Source organism: Chryseobacterium sp. HMWF035 (assembly GCF_003094695.1).
Lineage (GTDB): Bacteria > Bacteroidota > Bacteroidia > Flavobacteriales > Weeksellaceae > Chryseobacterium > Chryseobacterium gambrini.
The window spans coordinates 523-19,062 of sequence record NZ_QEHP01000055.1; the positions used below are offsets into that span (position 1 = coordinate 523).

Below are 18,540 nucleotides of genomic sequence, written 5' to 3' on the forward strand. Positions count from 1 at the left end.
ATTTAATTACAGTATATTGAAAATCAAAACATTATTGCAATTCTAAGGAATAACTAATTAGTAAAAGCAAATACACCTTTCCTTGTTTTTTATTGTATTTTGATTAAGATTTTATTGATCATTTACTTCTAAACTGTAATACAATGAATACAATTATTGCAGTGCCTATAGACAGCACAAGAAAACAGAATTTAATGAGAAATCTTAAAAATAGAGGTCTTACCACCAAAGCCTTCATTACTTTTTGTATTGATGCGTTTAATAACGGGAAATTTAATTTTTGAATAATTTCTGCGCATCGTAAAGACAATTATCTCACTTCTGCTGAAAAAAAAGCTCACACAAAGGCATTGCCTGCATTTGAAAAAGGGGAGTATGATCATTTAGAAGATGTGATGAAGGAAACATGAATTACAAAGTAATTTTTGAAAAAGCGTAACAAAATTTTTTAAACCTGCGATTAAGTATATTCAGAAATATTTTGCCGTAAAACCAAATAATTTTCACAGGATTTTACAGGCGGAAATAAAATTTTGTTTGTAGTTTCAATGCAGATGAGGATTAAGTAATGAGTTCTCCTTCTTGCATTTAGCTATACGATCATTACTATTAGTATTGTATTTTATCGTTTTATGATCAGACAATGACAGATAAATTAACCGTTATACAGATGATACTGCAAACTGATAATGAGAAAATATTGGGCAAAATACATTTGTTACTCAGTACTGAAATTTGAAAAAATGATACAATGGAAAGTCCGGTTCCGGCTTCCCACTATAAGAAGCTCCATGCGGCAAGAAATGCATATAAAAAATGAGAAATTTCCGGTACGCCATGGAACACTGTCAAAGCATCTTTACAGGCTGAACCAATAAAATGAGTTACAGCATAGAGCTGCTCCCATTGGCTATAGAGGAGCTCACCGAGGCTGTCATTCGATATGATAAGCAGCAATACGGTTTGTGAGAAAGGTTTTTGAAATCCTTTGAAACAGTGACAAAGAAAATAATCCAGCATCCCAATGCCTTTGTACAGCACGAAGTTCCATTTAGAGAAGTATATATGAAGACATTCCCTTTTCTGGTTATCTATGAAACAGAATCCTCAAAAATATTGATACATTCCGTTTTCCATATCAGGCAAAATCCCGAAAAAAAAGTATCATCTCTATTATAGTTTTCATAAAAAGAAAAAACCACCTAACCTATTGACAAATTTCATTTACCTTGCACAAGTACAATTGTGCAATCTTAAAATTCAGGCTTCCACCTTTGATTTCTTGAAAAAACTATTTGTTGTGCATGGTAAAAATGTAAAAATATTTTGAATATAAAGTGAATATCTATCTAAAATATACTTTTGTGATTCGGGAGTATCTAAAAAACTCTTTACAAAGAGTTGAATGCTGCAACACTAGCTTTGATAAGCCGTTTTTATTACTCCTCTGCTTATAATAAGCATAAAAATAGGTTTTCATGGTTTAAAACTATTATCAAGGCAGAAACTTTTACTTGTAATTGATAGAAAACCGATTATAGTTTGAATCAGTTTTTAATAATTGACACCGGCAAAATGTCTATAGATAAGCTTGCTATTATCCAATATTTAATTGTAATGGAAGATGAAAATACTCTTAGGGCTGTTGATTCACTGTTGGCTGATGACGGACTCAGTAAAATTCCTGATAGTCTTTATCGCGACTTGTTACAGTCTTGACAGAATATTGAATCCGGTACTGAAGCTACCCGTGAGCGAAGTGAAATTAAAAAGGATTTAGTTCAGATATAATTCCAATGAAGACTACCGTTTAAATTTCATATTGACTTTATTGACTGGGAAATTAAAATTTTTATAGAATAATTAAATACTATTTATTTTTTAGAATGCATTTTACTTAATAATCATAAATACTGAGTAGATAAAAGTAATATGATTTTTCATAAAATCAATTCTAAAGAGGCTGAATTTTTATGTTTTTGAAAATTGGAAGTTGTGTAATATTTACCGCTGTAGTGGGTTAGGTGTTTTGTTAGTCATTAATTGTTGTCTTAATTCTTCTTCATTTCTGTTCATTGTTTTCATATATTCTTTAAAGTTTTCTGCTGTCTGTGGAATAGCAAGTCCTAATTTCTTAAGTGTTCCGTCTGTCTCTTTTATGCGGTATGTTTCAAAAAAACTTATGTCTTGTTTTGGAAAGATTAAAAACCCATTTTTTGAACTAAACCTATACATATATGTAATTGTTTTGTAATAAATACTTGTAGATTTTTCTGATTTTTCTGAATACGATTGTTGCCTGTCAAGTGGAATATACTTAGCGTCACCAACCGATTTTGGTTCTTTTTTACTTATAAAGTCAGGGTAAATCGGTTGAAAATTTTCAAAAAGTAAATGCTTGTTTTTACCTGTTTTATTTTCTGGATGAATGAAGTTTTCTTTTAGAATAGTATTCAAATATTCTTCCCAAAGCCAAGCTCCGTCAAATAGTAGACCGTAAACTTTGTCTTTTTCTTTACCAAAAGTAATTTTCTCGTGTCGAAGAATTTTTAAGCAGATTTTTTGTAAGGCAGGATACTCTGTAAAATATGGATGCGTAACTGGTTTTAAATTTGCGGTAATAACTTTTTGTCTTGAATTACTATTGTATGTTTTATTAGTTAAAAAAATAAATTTACTCACAATGTCTCTAAGTTCACTATCGCTTGTTAATACGCCACTACCATAAGGATGAGTTCTGATATACTCAATTGTATGTCTAATTAACTGAGTAAGATTATTATTATAGCTGTGCTCTTTTGTAGTGTAAGCTATATTTCCCTTAAACGGAATGTTTCTGAGTATGTGGCGTTTAATATCAATACTTCCCTTAACGTTTGTATTGTTGTGTTCCTCCTTTTTGTATGTTTTATAGATTCCTTGGGAATACGCTTTTTTGAGATAATGTGGAAAAAGGTAAAATAGGAAATCCCAAATGTTTTCTTTATTCGGAGTTTGATCAAATTTTAAAAGGTTAATGGAAAAGACTTTTTGCAACATATAATGCAAAAAATAGTCTTGGTTATCATCTTTTGCAAAACGAGATGATATTGTAAGTTGTGTTGTGTTTCTTCCAATAAACCCCATTAAATTATATGTCGTCAGATTTTCATTGTCTAATGAGAAAATATGAGTCTTTTCAATATTGTCTTGATGCTTACAAAATAAATGAGGAAAAACAAGCAAATCAGGATTTTCGTTTTGTAAATCCAAAATACTTCTATTTGCTATGGCTGATAAATCTGCAATGTTCAAATTGTCAAATCTATCAATACTTTTCCCGCCATTATTATCAGTTGTTCTCATTAGGCTAAAAAGGCGTTTTTCAAAAGTAAAAATTTCTCAATAATGTCAGGCACACCCCTTAAATACTCTTTCAAAAGCGGCTCAATTCTTAACTTCCAAATATTTTCTATATCCTCTCTCACTTTTCCATCAGAATCAAGAAAATAAGCAGCTCCAATGTGATATGAGGAATTCAGTCCATCTGTATTAGAAATTTGATTATTTAATTTCATCATTCTTTCTTTAATATCAAGTGGTAAATTCATATTTTCTGCACTTTGTTCTGCTGTAACCTCAATCCAAGTAAAGCGTCTTCTCATTGCAAAATCGAAGCTTTCAACGCTTCTGTCGATATCATTCATTGAACCTATTATGTAAACATTTTCGGGTACATAAAAAACCTCGTACTCGTTATTGTGTAAATTCGAATACTGAGTTTTAACGGCTCCCTTTTTCCCTCTGTAGCCAGGATCTATAGAAAAGAAGAGTTCTCCAAATATTTTTGAAATTTCACCTCTATTAATTTCATCAATTACAAATATGAAATCTTTTTTCATGATTTCTATTCTAGGTTCTTCAACTTTTTGTTTGAGTTTGTCTCTTAATTGTTCTAAAATCAAAAATATAAAGGTATATTGATATTTAAAACGAGTATTAAATACCCTCTGAATATCAGTAGGTTTCTTGACATCATCGGCTTTTTTTAATACTTCTATTACGTCTTTTTTGAAAACTAATTGTCGCTCCATTGATTCATTATTCAATATTTTTGCATAAAAACAGTCGTCTTTTTTAGAATGTTGGACAATAACAAATTGATTGGAATTATTATTGTAATCAAACTTTTTTCCATTCTGAATGGAATCTGCCAAAAAGTTATCCAAAATTGATTCAATATTACTTTCACTTTGTATTTCATCAGGTGTTTTTTCGGAGTCTACTAAATTTTCTGCTGCTTTGTCACAAAATGATTTGAATATACCAGTCTTAATTTCAAAACCAATTATTCCGTTTTCATCTGGTGATGTAGGTCTAAGCCCTTCAACAAAGTCTGTATAATCGTAAGATGGATGAAATTGTACAAAATTAAATTGTCCGCTTTCTTCTAACTCTACATCGGTTTTAACACCAACCATTTGCATTGCAATTTGCTTGGCTAAAAATGTTTTACCTGTTCCAGGTGCGCCTGTGAGGATGATATTCTTGTTTGTTTTTAGTAAGTCTACAAAGTTTTGTATGTTTTGTTGTTTTATTGTCATTTCTAATTCCTTGTTTATGGTTTCTACTAATCTTTTGTCATTCTCATTTTTATGAGGATGTAATTGATAAAGTGCTGGTATTTGTTTATTGTCGCCGTAATAGGCTGTTCCTTTGAAATCGAAGTTGAGGTTAAAAACTCTTTCTTTTGTCAAATACGGATTAAGGTATCTGCAATATGCTCCACTTGGAGTATTTTCAATTTCTTGCCATTCACATTTGTCATTTGAAACTATACCAATTCCAAAAATGTGGGGAATCCATTTTTTTCTTTGAGCATTAATTATTACATCGCCTTTTTTTATTACATTTATAAATGTGTTTCCAAACTGATTGCCTTCGTCCCAACCAATAAAAGAATAAGGATTGTTTGAAATAAATTCTTTCCACCTATCTTCTTCTTCATTATTTTTTACGTTTGGGGATATTACCCAGTAATTTCTACTTTTCATTCTTGTTACTTTCTATTTAGTTGTCTTTCATACTACCGCACAGTATTTTGCATTTTGACGATGGTATTAGACAACAAAATCATGCTGAATTAAAAAAAATCTCAAACTTCAGTTAAAAATTAAAATCTTTTGGCTCTCCGTTCAGTTCCCTGCCTCTCAGAATAGTTTCTTTCCATTTTTTGCTCATATTCATATAGTTTTTAAATTGTTCCTTCTCTTTTTCTGTGCCAAGTGAAATTCCTAATCGATAGGTCGCCTTATACTTTTGGAAAGCAAGAGGTAAATGCTCTATAGTTTTTTTTAATTTATAGTTTTCTACTGCTCTGCTTAAGGCTATGCGATAATCTTCGTGAGCCTCTATGGGAATCTGTTCATCTTTTATTTCGGATAAATATTGCAGATTCTCATTTGCCCGTTCATTTTCATAAGTATGATGGTGCTCTGTTCCTTTTAGATATTCTGTTATGAGCTTCCGGGTTTGTTTATCCTCTAAGATTTGTGCTAAGGCTATGTGTAAGTTGATATCAAAAATATTCATATAAGGTTTTTCTAATTCCGGATCTGTTACATATGGAACAGGAGGGGTATGTCTTTGAGAATCTTCAATGCATAAATTTTGATAAAATCTTTCTTTTTTCCCTTTTATATCGGGAAGGATAAGAAGAACTCCATTGCCTGTTTTCCCGTTATGATAATCATACCATTCGGGAAAGTCTCTGTTTTCATTATTGTTTTCATAAGCTGCTTTTATTCCATCATAATCCTGCCAGTCCTGAAGCCAGTCTTGTTCAAACTCTGCATTGTTTTGTGAGAAGTACTGGCAATACCAGTCCACCTCCTGCTGAGTAATCGGAGCAATAAAAGAACAATTAAGTATATCTTCTTCCCATGCTCTAAAGTCAAAGGTGATATCGATTTCTTTTATTTCCAGTTGCCCGGCTCGCCAGAGACATTGTGCATCAAAAAGTTTTTTTTGTTGTATTATGGACAAATGTCTGAATGCAGCGTCAATCCATTCGTTTTGTTTTTCCTCGTTTAATCTTCGGTACATTTCACCCCATTTCAAGCCGGATGCTTTGATGTTAGCATATGCTTTGCAAAAGTTTTCCATGGAATATTTTTGATAAATCTTACAGTATTCTTGTACTGCAGGGGTTTCCAGAAGTTCTTTTGTCCATTGTTCACAAAATTCATGGTAATCTGTATTTTTTTCTTCGCTCATTGTTTTTTTTAAAAATTAGCAGTTAGGCATTAAGGAAAAGATTAGAACACTGGTATAATGTCTTGGTCTTTATCTATTCAAATTTACAAATTCCTCTGGTTAGGTGATATTTTGATAGGTATTATCTTAGGCATCCATAATGAAAACCCAGCAAGCTATTTATGATTACATCTATTGCTTAGAAAAGGAAGAAAACGGACACAAGGAATTAACAATAATACTTGAAAAATTCAAGTTTTACAATTCAATCTACAAAACATCATCCTCTTGCTTTTTTTCCTTTAAAAAAAGAATGAATGGGGCGTAATGAAAGGTTTGCAATATCGATATTCCATAACGGCTCACTCTCATTGACAACGACCAACGATCTGTTTTTTATGTCGAATTCTTCCACAAAACAATAATAAAGCATCTGGTTAATTCTTACCTGAATCCGTTTACTATTATAGTTTAAATTGACGTATAGATAATAGACTTTATCTGAATAGCCATCATAAAAAAGTGACATGATGCGCTCCTTTAAAAATCTTTTGCTTTTGCTTTGGGTCCAGCTGTTTAGTCGTTTTATTCTTCCTTTATTTGAAATCTGAAATTGATCTTCCATCCTAGGAATAGATTTCCAGAGTTCGCCGGGAAGATCTTCGAGAGATAAGTTCATACAGGCAGGAGGGTTACTTTCATCAATTTCAGGCATGCCTAGTCTTTTCCAAAGAGTCTTGTTGAAGACTTTATCAAATTTAGTCTTTTTAACCGATATAAAGTCTTCTTTTGTAGGGATATAGTCTTTTGGAAACCACCGGAATTCTGCTGCGGTGAAATGTTCTCCTTCTATGACATTCAAAATATTTACGCGGCTAATGCCGAGAGTATCTGCTGCAATATCAATATTTTCAAAAACCGCAACGAAGATACCTTCAACTGTATATTGGTTTACTGCCTGATCAAAATTCCCCTTCTTACCTCTTCCTGCTTTCATGGTCTTATAATGTACATTACTTACAGACAGTTTCTCTAGGTTACCGGCGTGGATATGAAACTGGTTATGATCTTTAAATGATATTAAGACTTTGTGATCATCCATGTCAAATTTTTCAACAAAATGGTAATAGACCAAGCGGGCAACCGATTTACCAAACGTCCTTCCTTCCAGTGAAAGTTCACAACGAACATTATAAAAATCTTTTTGCACATATTTGTTAAAATACTTGAAGGCGTGCAGTTTTTTAATGCGGTCTGACAGATTCCATTTTCCTCCATATGAGTTGATTACACAGCGTTCCAGACTTTTTATCCTTCCATAGTTAGAAATCATGTAATTTTCAAAACCTTCAATTACTTTCCATTCTTCATCTGGGAGATCCTCAATAGAAAGATTTAAAAGAACTTCTGTAAGATATTTGTCTTCTATGTCTATGGGCAGCTTCATATAGCTGAATTTTCTAAAATTTCATAAATATTTTTAAATTTCAAAACCATCTTCAATAATAAATTTCTGTAGTAGGTTATGTATTCTGATGTTTACTTTGAAAGCAGGAATAGTTTTTCCTTCCATTTTTTCAAAATATTCTTTTGCTCTGATTTTATCGACGGTGTTTTTTAATTCGTCAAACCGGCCATATTCGTTGATATTTGCTTCTGTTAACCCCGATGACATAAGTAAACGAAGTTTTGACTCATTAAGTCCAAGTAGTGTTGAGATTTTTTTTATCTGATCATTCTTTGCATTGAACTCATATTCAGTGATATATTCTCTAAAGGTCTTTCCACTTTCAAGATTTGCAATACCTGCTTGAACGTCACGGATAAAAAGGTTTGCACATTTTTGCTCTTCCTGTGTTAAGGTGGCGAACGATTTATACAATTCGTCAAGGGTATTTTGTAATTCATTTGAATCAACATTCCCTTTTTTAAGCTCCTTGATATACTTATCAAATCGGGAGTTCATATAGTCGGAATCAATTTTATCTGTATCTATCTCTGTCAAATAGCCTTCTATTTCATAAGGTACATCACCTCCTCCACCATTACCGCCAGTATTGAACAATTCTTTGTAACGAAGTGCCAAAATCAAATAGGTATTTTCATCCAATGCCATTTCAATGGTTATTCTGTCTTTGCCTTTTCCAAAACTGTATGCCGGTTTGCTCCAATTGAAACCTTGAATTTTTGCTGCTTCTAAGTAGTTATTGAATCTTTTAAATTGCTGGGCAAATCTTCCTCTTTCAGATAAATCATCAGCAAGTCTCTCGAAATTCTCAATCCCTGCTGTTCTGAATAAGTTTTCAATTTCTCCGAAAACGTGATTCATCGAATTGAGATTTGAATCTAAATGCTCAACGAAAAGACCAATCGGTTTATCTCCTGAATATAATTTTACTGCATTATTGATGTTACGCTCCATTGTATGAGGCTTACGATAGTATCTTATGGTTCCAAACGGTTTGTCGGGACCAAAAAGCCGATTGGTTCTCGAAAATGCCTGGATAATATTTTCATACTCCAAAACTTTATCCATGTAAAGCGTATTGATCCATTTGGAGTCAAAACCTGTCAGCATTTGATCTACTACAATCAATAAATCAATTTGTTTTTCAGGAGTTGTTTCTATTCTTAAATAAGGTTCTTTGTGTGCAAGTCTTGCAGCTATGTCTTTTTTGAATTTCGCATGATTTGCCAATCTGAAATCCTGTTCATATCGTTCATTGTAATCAGTCATGATTTCAACAAGACCGTCCTCCTTATATTCAGCGTTGTCATTGTTGTCAATGTGTTGGTCAAATAATGCTGTAATTTTTAAGTCTGGATTTTCTGCTTTAAACAAACGGTAATATAGTATTGCATCAACAATACTGCTTGTAGCAAATATGGCATGGAATTTTCCATTTTGGCTCAACACTATCCAGTTTCTTATAATATCTTCAACTACTTTTTGATGATGTTCGTAACGGTCATATTGTGAAGTGGGTAAGTAGTCTTCAATTCCCCGAATATAGCGACCTGAAGCGTCAACATAACCCGCCATTCGAACACTGTTCATATATTTATTAAATACCTGTGCTTTTCTTGGATCGGATAATGCTTCTGCTTCATCATTTGCCCTTGATTTTTCTAATGCAACAGCTAATCGTAAATCCCGGTCTCTGTAAGTCAGTATTTTGTATGGATCAAATCCAAGAACATTTTGATCACGGATACCATCTGCAATACTGTATCTGTGCAATTCATCACCAAAAACGGTGGATGTGGTATTAAAGTGTCTTTGGTTTTCATGTAAAATAGGAGTTCCTGTAAAACCAAAAAAAATGGCAGATGAAAAAGTCTTTTTAACTAAGGGAAGCATTTCAATACCCATAGCAGTTCGGTGTGCTTCATCTACAATAAAAACAATTCGTTTTTTATTTATAAGCAGAAGGTCGTGAGCATTTAGCCAACCTTCTTCATCTTTAATGTTGCTCATTTTCTGGATAGAGGTTACAATCAACGTATTTGCAGGGTCGTCACTTTTAAGTTTAGTAACCAAAACCCCTGTGTTTTCTGTTGCTTGTACGTCTTCATTCTCCTCAGCAAAGCCCCGGTATTCTTTTAAAGATTGTGTACCCAATTCAATTCTGTCCATCAGGAAAATTACTTTATCTGCATCCTGCGAATTTGCAATGAGCTGGGCAGATTTAAAGCTGGTCATAGTCTTACCCGATCCTGTCGTATGCCAAATAAACCCGCCTAAGGCATGTTTACTTTTCCAATCGGTTTTGGCAACTTTATCTGAAATGGCACTGGCCGCAAAGTATTGATAACTCCGCATGACTTTCAGCACTCCATCGTTGCCGTCCGCTACGGTATAAAAACCAATTAACTGGTGAGCCATGGGAATAAACAGCAACGAAGATGCAATATCGCTCCAGTAGTTTATTGGTTCATTATTGAAATCTGCCCAATGAAAATAGAAGTCTTTATTGAATTTGCCATCGGGTCCCGGGTTAGCGAAATAAACCGTTTCCTTAGGCTCCATTGCCACAAAAATTTGAACCAGTGAAAATAAGCCTGTAAAAACTCCGCTTCTTGCATAGTTTTCTATTTGATAACATGCCTGGCTAACGGAAACTCCACTTCTTTTCAGCTCGATATGAATAAGCGGCATACCATTGATTAAAAGCATTAAGTCTCCACGTCTGTCATTTAAAATTTTCGACTTAGTAGGAAAGACAGGTTGCTGAGCGATTTGGTAACGGCTTTGTCCTGCCGAAATCTCATGCCTGTCGTATATCTTAAGGCTTATTTCTTTCCCAAAATGCAACTCGTCGTCCGGATTATCTCTTTTTATGGAAACTGTCTTGCCATTGATAAAACCGTTTAATTTTAAAGGAGTTCGCAAAGCATTGATTTGCTCCAAAATCTGCTGCATCTCCCCCTCAGTAAGCGGAAAGTCATTTAAACGGTCTTTACCTCTGTTGTTTTCAAAAAGAATGTTTGCCCAGTTTTGGAGCAAATCTTTTTCAGTAGGACGTTTTAACACTTCCTTTTCCCATCCTTTTTTAGATAGGGCTTGTATCAATGCTTCTTCAAATTCTGATTCTGTGGTAAAAGTCATAGCATTTTATTATATAAACATTTTGGCTAAAAATGCTTTTTTGAGGTTGTTTAGTTTTTCGATTTGGGTATTGTGTTGCGTAATCAAATCGTCAAGATTTTTGAAATACTCTCCTATGACTACTTGTTCATCAAACTCTGGAAGTGAAATCTTTAAATGCATAACCTTATTTTTTGAAATATTATATCTTGAAATACCTTGAGCCAATAAAATCATTTGGTCTCTGAATGTTTTTGTTCTTAAAATATTTGCTAAAAAATAATTATCCAGTTTAATTTTGGGTCTGTAGCCGAAACAAAAGCTATTTAAATAAACATTTTTTTCATTTCCTGTCCAAACAGATGACATACCTACCTCTGCCGAAGTTTCAGATGATACTGTAAATAGTACATCTCCTGTAATAACTTCGTTTTGTGTTGAATCAATTTCTATTTTATCTATTGCATTAATATCAGAAATGGGGTTTGAAAAAACATTCATGTAAGTTATGTATCTTCCTTTACCATGTCCAAAGTCACTTTTAGTTTTTCCTGACAAGCCTGTATATGGATTCCCAATATTCCCTAACTTAAAATTCTCCCAGTTTCCTTTGAACCCTTTAAAACGAATTTCTGGAACAGTTTGTCCTTTTTTTGGAAATATTTTATCCAACATAGCTTTTTTAAGCGCTTTTAAGTTGGTTTGTTTTTTTTGATGCTCACTTATAAGTTTATCAAAATTTCTTAAATAATCTCCAATCTTTTTTTGCTCATCGATATTAGGTAAATTTACATGTAATTCCATCACTTTATTTTTGGAAATATTGTACCTTGAAATTCCTTGAGCTAAAACTTTTATCTTATTACGAAAAGTTGGAGTCCTCAATAAATTAGCTATGAAATAATAATTTATTTTTGTTGTGGGTCTGTATCCAAAACAAAAACTATTTAAGTAAACATTATTTAGATTTTCTGTCCACACTGATGACATTCCTACATCTTCAGGTGTCTCAGAAGAAACAGTAAATAGAATATCACCTTTTTTTACTTCATTTTGCATTGGATCTATACCAATTTCTCCAACGGAGTTTAAATTTGAAATTGGATTTGAAAATACATTTAAGTAAGTTATATATCTTCCTTCACCATGACCAAAATCTTTTTTGGTTTTTCCTGATAAACCTGTGTAGGGATAACCAATATCTCCAAGTTTAAACTTTTTCCAACTTTCTGCAAAGCCAGAGAAACGTACTTCAGGATTTTCTTTTTCTTTATCCATTTTACTCCCCAGTTTTTAAAAGGGTTTTCAATTCGGTTAATCCTTTCATATCAAACTCGTTACCTTCCAAGTCGCCAATCAACAATGACAAGGTGCTTTCTGCTTCCTTAATTTCTTTTGCTACGTCTGAATAGGTAATGGCGTACTTGTCAGCCAATGCCTGAACTTTATGGGTAAGCTGCGTGATGATGGTTTCGGGCAAATTGTTTAATGAAGAAACAACAGGAACAATCCATTTTAATTCCAGCAATTCAAATACTTGTTCGTCTGTTAGGTTTTCAATGGTTTCTTTGGTTTTAGCAATAAGCTTAGCACTTTCAGATTTAATCTGCGACTTTAGTGTTTTTTCTTTAGATATCAACTCATCAACTTTCAAGATTATCCACTCAAAAGATTCCTCATCAATAATAGCTCCCTTCTTTTGCTCTGCTCTGATGATTTTTGCCTCTTTTACAACCATTGCATTGACGAAGGCATCCTGAGCATCATTCACCAGATCAGATTCTTTATCTTCTTCGGAAAGTTTATCTAATAATTCTTCGTATTCCGCTGCTATTTTTGCAACTTTATTTTCCTTATCTTTTATATTGCTCAGCTCTTTTTTTAGGTACGTTTCCTGCACCAGTAAAAATGGCATTATTCGTCCCACCCAACCGTCTTGGATCTCTTGTTCGGTATCACCTTTTTTGCGGGTAACCATATTAGGGTCAACTTTTTTTACTGTCTCAAATCCTTCTGTTTGAATAATCTCCAAATCTACATTGATTACACCCCATTCATTATCTAAAAGCTGGTAGGCTTCATACTTGTCGATCAGCTTGATATTTTCAAGGCGTTTAAATATATCGTCACTTAGAACCGTTTTCTCTTTATTTATCTTAACTGTTAATACATTGGTCAGCAATTCAGTTTTCAGGAAATTGTTAAAATCTCCAAATACCGTGTTATATTCATTTAAAAACTGCTGAACACTTTCATGTTCTTTTATTGCAGAAATTATATCGTCTACAATTAAGTTTGAATTAACAGGTGAGTTTTTAGCAAACAATTTGTTTCTAAGTTTTGGAAATGCCTCCCAAAACTCTTGCAATTCGTCAATTTCATTTTCAGGGATACCGCCAAACATAGAAGCATAGATGTCCCACGTTTCAGGATTTTCTGACGAATCTACATAACGGGGTATATTGAGATTGTACTCATTGTTTCTGATTTCTTCTCTGGTGACAACCTTTGCAAATTTGTCGGTGGTTACACGGTCACGAACTGTATCGGCAATTCGTTTAATATCTGAAGCTCTTAGTTTGTTATTTTTTCCCTCTTTTACAAACCCTTTGGATGCATCAATGATCAAAACGTCTGTATTAGCACGTTTCTGTTTTAATATCATGATGATTGTAGGGATACCTGTTCCGAAAAATATGCTTGGTGGCAAACCTATAATAGCATCAATATGATTGGCTTCAATTAATTTTTCACGAATAACACTTTCCTCTCCGCCACGGAACAAAACACCATGCGGCAATACAATTGCCATAATACCATCGGGTTTAATATGATATAAATCGTGAAGTAAAAAAGCGTAATCAGCCTTTGCTTTAGGAGCAAGACCAAATCTTGAATAACGCGGGTCTGCTTCTTTATTTTCTGAATCCCACTTTTGCGAATAAGGCGGATTGGATACTACCGCATCCACATAAAGCGGATTGTAACTGCGTACCGGATCATTTTCATCAAAATAAGGCCAGTCATCTTCTAAGGTATCTCCATTTCTCGTTACAATATTATTGGGCAAGATACCTCTCATCACCAAATTCATTCTCGTAAGGTTATACGTATTTTCCTTGAGTTCCTGTGCGTAATATTTGATATTGTTTTCATCATCAATGTGTTTCGCAACGCTGCTCCCGATATTAATAAGTAATGATCCTGAACCGCTGGTGGGATCGTATATTTGAATTTCCTTTTTATCTCGTAAATGATGTGCGATAATTTCCGACATCAATACAGAAACTTCATGTGGAGTATAAAATTCACCTGCTTTTTTTCCTGCATTAGCAGCAAATTTTTCAATTAGGTATTCATATATAAAACCAAGTACATCATAATCCTGCTTACCATCCATTGGAATATCCTTAATCAGCTGTAACAGTCCGCTTATTGCTTTTGTTTGGGATGCCGAATTATCACCTAACTTACTTAATCCGGTTTGCAAAGTTTCAAAAATTCCGTCAAACAATTTTTTATGTGCAGGACTTATCAATCGGCTGAAAGCTGAAAGGGCATCACGAACATTGGCTACATCAAAGTCTTTACCCATATTTATCCACGTAGAAAACAGGTCTTTATAGGCGATGAAATATCCGATATTTGTCTTTATGTGTTCAACAGTTTCTGTATCTTCTTCGCTCAATGCTTTTATATCCGCATCAGTAAAATCTTCTTTTTTTGCGAATTGAAGTTCCTTTTCTGATAAGTATTTATAAAAAATAAACCCTAAGATATAGTCTTTGTATTCATTAGCTTCAATTTTAGAACGCATCTGATTGGCAGATGCCCATATTTTTGCAGCTAGTTTTTGCTTATTCATTAATCTTTCTTTTAAAACTTAATTAATTTTACATGGTAAATGTACTAAAAAAACATCTTGCTGTCGAGCCTTTGGTAAAATTGTCATGAGGCAATTTAGATTTTATAAATTTTCTTTTTATAGATTTCAAGGCAATAAAATATTGTCCCATAATATCTGTTTAAATAGTTTTATTCCGGCTCCTTGCAAATTCCTTGCAAATTTTAAAAATATAATGCAGTAGGAGAGATGTGTAAAAAGATTAAAATAGAAAGGGTATAAATTAAAGGTTGAAAATTAGTCCATTTAAAACCATTGTAAGCCAAAATTTCCTTGCAAATTATGTGCAAATAAAAAAGAGTTACAGTTTTTATTGCTGTAACTCTCTGATTTCCAAGCTCCTCCTGCTGGGCTCGAACCAGCGACCCTCTGATTAACAGTCAGATGCTCTAACCAACTGAGCTAAGGAGGAATGTCCTTTGTTTTAAGTGGTGCAAATATAGGACGAATATTTATACCCTGCAAATATTTTTTTAAAATTTTGTAAAAATATTATAGTTTTCCGGCAAAGATCTTGAAGATGTCGCTTCCGAAGATCAGTAACATCAAGCCTAACAGGAAGATAACACCGATCATCTGTGCGTTTTCCAAAACTTTCTGAGGAACAGGTTTACCAACGATCATCTCATAAAGCGTGAAAAGAACGTGTCCTCCATCCAATCCCGGAATAGGGATCAGGTTTAGGAATGCCAGCCAAACCGAGAACATCGCGGTAAAGCCCCAAAATGCAGCCCAGTTGATCGAAATTTCGCCATTGGCATTTCTGTCTACCGGCATGTTTTTTACAATCGCAATCGGGCCTCCTACATTTTTGTATCCCTGAATCTTAGAATTAAACATAATTTTAAACTGCTTCACCTGCATGGTTAAAGACTCAATAGATCTTTCAAAACCTCTGGGAATAGATTCTCCGAAAGAATATTTTTTATCCGTAATAACGTTCGCTAATGCTTTCTGATCTACACCAACACCTAATTTTCCGTTTTTGTCAACAGATGCAGTAATTGTTTCAGGTTTTCCGTTTCTTACAACTTCTATGTTTACTGTTTTTCCTTTATTTTCAGATAAAGAAGAACTTACTTCATCAAAATAAGGCGTCTGTTTTCCATTGATGGCAACAATTTGATCCCCTTTTTTCAGCCCTGAAGCCTGAGAAGCAGGAGTTGCCAGAGAATCGATAATCATTGGAAATCTCGGCGTAATATAAAGTTTGGCTTCTTTTTGTTTTAAAACTTCTGCAACCCCATCCTTATTAACAGGAAAGGTTACTTCTTTTCCGTTTCTAAGTACCGTTACGTTATCTCCCAAAAGAATATTAATAGAAGCATTTTCTAACCTTTCAGCGGGTTTTCCGTCGATATTAATGATCTTATCACCATTCTGGAATCCCATTTTTTTTCCGGCCTCCGTAACCCCGATTCCGTTGTTGAATTTGGTAAGATCTGTGTATGTTTCACCGTTAAAAAGCGAAAGACACGAGTAAATTAACCAAGCTAAGAAAAAGTTAACCGTAACACCGCCCAACATGATAATAAGTCTTTGCCAAGCAGGTTTTGCACGGAATTCCCATGGTTGTGCAGGCTGCTTCAACTGTTCGGTATCCATGCTTTCATCCACCATTCCGGCAATTTTTACATATCCTCCGAAAGGAAGCCATCCGATTCCGTATTCCGTTTCGCCAATTTTTTTCTTGGCTAAAGAAAACCACGGATCGAAGAACAAATAGAATTTTTCAACTTTGGTTTTAAAGTATTTGGCGGGTAAGAAATGCCCAAGTTCGTGTAGGATAACCAGGATAGAAATGCTCAATATAAATTGAAACAGTTTGATTGCTATTTCCATTAATGCTTTTTATGTTTAATTTGCAAAGGTAACAATTATCAAAACTATGCCAAATAAAAAAGCTCCCCGAAAAGAGAAGCTTTGTCATATAATGTAATGATTTATTATAAATTAATCGAAACTCCGAGACTGCCATTGTTGCCGACTTCTGCAAAAACGCCGATTCTTTCAGTAAAAAAGTACCTCGCTCCGATATGAGCTCCCAATCCGAAATTACTGCCTACAACTCCCACATCTGCGCCCGGATAAATATCAAGTTTTTCAGGAAGCTGTAGAGCGTCTTTCAGATGAAAATTGATTCTTCCGAATACAAAAGCACGGTTTTTATCATCATTGTCTTTGTAATTATCAAAATAAATATTCAATCCGGCTCCTACAGAAATTAATTTATTCAATCCATAATCATAGGTTCCTGTAATTCCTGTTCCGTAACCCCATGCGCTCAGTCCGGCATTGATTTTCTGATCTCCTTTTCCTGTCCACGCCTGAGCATTGACAAATGTTCCCGCAAGCATGAGAACAAACATTAAAAACAACTTCTTCATAAATTTTACTTTTTACTGATTACTAATATGATTTACTTTTTGTTGGTTTATCGCAAGAACGTTAAATTTTGACTATCATGACACTTTAAGACGCATGAAAAGCATAGACTATTCAATGATAATTCATTATAAATCTTATCGGCGATAAAATTCTTTGCGATTAACCAAAAAATAAGGCTAATTTCTATTGATTAAATATCCGCAACAAAAATAAAACCGAAATCATTGAAAAATCGTATTTTTAGGGAAGTTTTTTAACAAAGTTTATGAAGATTACGGGACTTAATTTAGATATCATCTGGAAAAATAAAGCAGAAAACTTTAACCTCAGTGAAAAGGAATTACAGAATCAGGAAGCGGATCTCTTTCTTTTGCCTGAAATGTTTTCCACAGGCTTTTGTATGGATGCTTCCGAAGTTTCCGACAGAAATCTGGAATCGCTGGAGTTTTTAAAAAAAATGGCGAAGGAAAAAAATGCAGCGTTTTGCGGAAGTGCTCCGGTTGAAGAAAACGGAAAGTTCTACAACAGAATGTATTTTGTGCAGCCCGATACTCAGGTTGAATTTTATGATAAAAGACATTTGTTTTCTTTTTCTGGGGAAGATAAGGTGTATACTCCAGGAAAAGAAAGGGTGATCGTAAATTATCTGGGGTTCAGAATTCTTTTGCAGGTGTGCTATGATCTTCGTTTTCCAGTTTTTGCAAGAAATAATGATGATTATGATGCGATCTTATATGTGGCAAACTGGCCTGAGAAAAGAGTGGGAGCATGGGAACATCTGTTAAAAGCGAGAGCTATTGAAAATCTGTCCTTTGTTTTTGGATTAAACAGAATCGGGACCGATGGAAATAACCTGTTTTATCAGGAAAGTTCACACTGTTTTTTTGCAGACGGAACAGAAATTTCACAGAAAAACGGAAATCTTGTAACAGCAGAATTAAATTTAGAAGAACTGAAAGATTTCAGAAGCCATTTTCAGTTTTTAAATGACCGCGATTCATTTTCAATTGAATTTTAAAGAAAATATATCAAAATTAAGGCTAAAATTTTCTCAATCTTAGCCTTAATCTTTATTTTTATGCATACTGCTTTAGAAGCTGAGTCAATGTATTTACATCATGCACACCGCTTTCTTTCCAGAGCATTTCTCCCTGTTTAAATATGGCTAGTGTAGGAACTCCGCGAACGCCGTACTGATTGGCAAGAGCGGGATATTGATCCACATCTACCTTAATAATTCTTGCTGCACTTCCTATATTTTCTTTTACGGCATTTAAAACAGACGACTGTACTTTGCAAGGTTGACACCACGTTGCAAAAAAGTCAATGAGAACAGGTCTTTCCGAATCGATAATTTCCTGAAATGCTTGAGACATAGTTGTTGGTTTTATTTTAAAAGAAACACTTTAGTTTAAATTTTTGAAAA

The 18,540-nt window shown here is 33.8% G+C and carries 13 protein-coding genes and 1 tRNA gene; 2 read left to right on the forward strand and 12 right to left on the reverse strand.

All coding sequences use genetic code 11. The features are described from left to right. Window positions 1-143: 143 nt before the first annotated feature. Window positions 144-284, forward strand: coding sequence for a hypothetical protein (locus DD829_RS23510; protein ID WP_165814850.1), 141 nt, complete (start codon window positions 144-146; stop codon window positions 282-284). Between the two features lie 493 nt (window positions 285-777). Here DD829_RS23510 and DD829_RS23355 read toward each other — a convergent pair whose 3' ends face one another. The 11 genes from DD829_RS23355 to DD829_RS08650 all read right to left on the reverse strand — a co-directional run bounded on the left by DD829_RS23355 (window position 778) and on the right by DD829_RS08650 (window position 17,113). Then, on the reverse strand, window positions 778-1,020 hold the full coding sequence (locus DD829_RS23355) for a hypothetical protein (RefSeq protein WP_123906835.1): 243 nt from the start codon (window positions 1,018-1,020) through the stop codon (window positions 778-780). 984 nt (window positions 1,021-2,004) lie between these two features. Further along, window positions 2,005-3,345, reverse strand: coding sequence for an McrC family protein (locus tag DD829_RS08600; RefSeq protein ID WP_108411726.1), 1,341 nt, complete (start codon window positions 3,343-3,345; stop codon window positions 2,005-2,007). After that, the gene (locus DD829_RS24095) at window positions 3,345-5,033 is read right to left on the reverse strand and encodes an McrB family protein (RefSeq protein ID WP_228408153.1); all 1,689 of its coding nucleotides are present in this window, start codon (window positions 5,031-5,033) and stop codon (window positions 3,345-3,347) included. Before DD829_RS24095 ends, DD829_RS08600 begins: the two co-directional genes overlap by 1 nt. 112 nt (window positions 5,034-5,145) lie before the next feature. Beyond that, window positions 5,146-6,255 (reverse strand): hypothetical protein, encoded by a 1,110-nt coding sequence (locus tag DD829_RS08615; protein WP_108411725.1) that lies wholly within the window; start codon window positions 6,253-6,255, stop codon window positions 5,146-5,148. Window positions 6,256-6,514: 259 nt separating this feature from the next. Next, a complete protein-coding gene (locus tag DD829_RS08620) occupies window positions 6,515-7,681 on the reverse strand; it encodes an NUMOD4 domain-containing protein (protein WP_108411724.1) in 1,167 nt (388 codons plus the stop codon). A gap of 33 nt (window positions 7,682-7,714) precedes the next feature. Beyond that, the gene (locus DD829_RS08625) at window positions 7,715-10,843 is read right to left on the reverse strand and encodes a type I restriction endonuclease subunit R (protein ID WP_108411723.1); all 3,129 of its coding nucleotides are present in this window, start codon (window positions 10,841-10,843) and stop codon (window positions 7,715-7,717) included. 9 nt (window positions 10,844-10,852) lie between these two features. Then, entirely contained in the window at window positions 10,853-12,100 is a 1,248-nt protein-coding gene (locus DD829_RS08630) for a restriction endonuclease subunit S (RefSeq protein ID WP_108411722.1), read from the reverse strand. A gap of 1 nt (window position 12,101) precedes the next feature. Further along, a complete protein-coding gene (locus tag DD829_RS08635; protein WP_108411721.1) occupies window positions 12,102-14,687 on the reverse strand; it encodes a type I restriction-modification system subunit M in 2,586 nt (861 codons plus the stop codon). Between the two features lie 377 nt (window positions 14,688-15,064). Beyond that, window positions 15,065-15,138: transfer RNA gene (locus DD829_RS08640), tRNA-Asn, on the reverse strand. Between the two features lie 80 nt (window positions 15,139-15,218). Further along, window positions 15,219-16,568 (reverse strand): RIP metalloprotease RseP, encoded by a 1,350-nt coding sequence (gene rseP / locus DD829_RS08645; RefSeq protein WP_108411720.1) that lies wholly within the window; start codon window positions 16,566-16,568, stop codon window positions 15,219-15,221. Between the two features lie 104 nt (window positions 16,569-16,672). Then, window positions 16,673-17,113 (reverse strand): DUF6646 family protein, encoded by a 441-nt coding sequence (locus tag DD829_RS08650; protein ID WP_108411719.1) that lies wholly within the window; start codon window positions 17,111-17,113, stop codon window positions 16,673-16,675. A gap of 266 nt (window positions 17,114-17,379) precedes the next feature. Here DD829_RS08650 and DD829_RS08655 point away from each other — a divergent pair, with 266 nt between their 5' ends. Then, window positions 17,380-18,132 (forward strand): nitrilase-related carbon-nitrogen hydrolase, encoded by a 753-nt coding sequence (locus DD829_RS08655; RefSeq protein ID WP_108411718.1) that lies wholly within the window; start codon window positions 17,380-17,382, stop codon window positions 18,130-18,132. A gap of 58 nt (window positions 18,133-18,190) precedes the next feature. On the opposite strand, the gene DD829_RS08660 is transcribed toward DD829_RS08655, so the two are convergent. Then, window positions 18,191-18,490 (reverse strand): thioredoxin family protein, encoded by a 300-nt coding sequence (locus DD829_RS08660; RefSeq protein WP_108411717.1) that lies wholly within the window; start codon window positions 18,488-18,490, stop codon window positions 18,191-18,193. Window positions 18,491-18,540 lie beyond the last annotated feature (50 nt).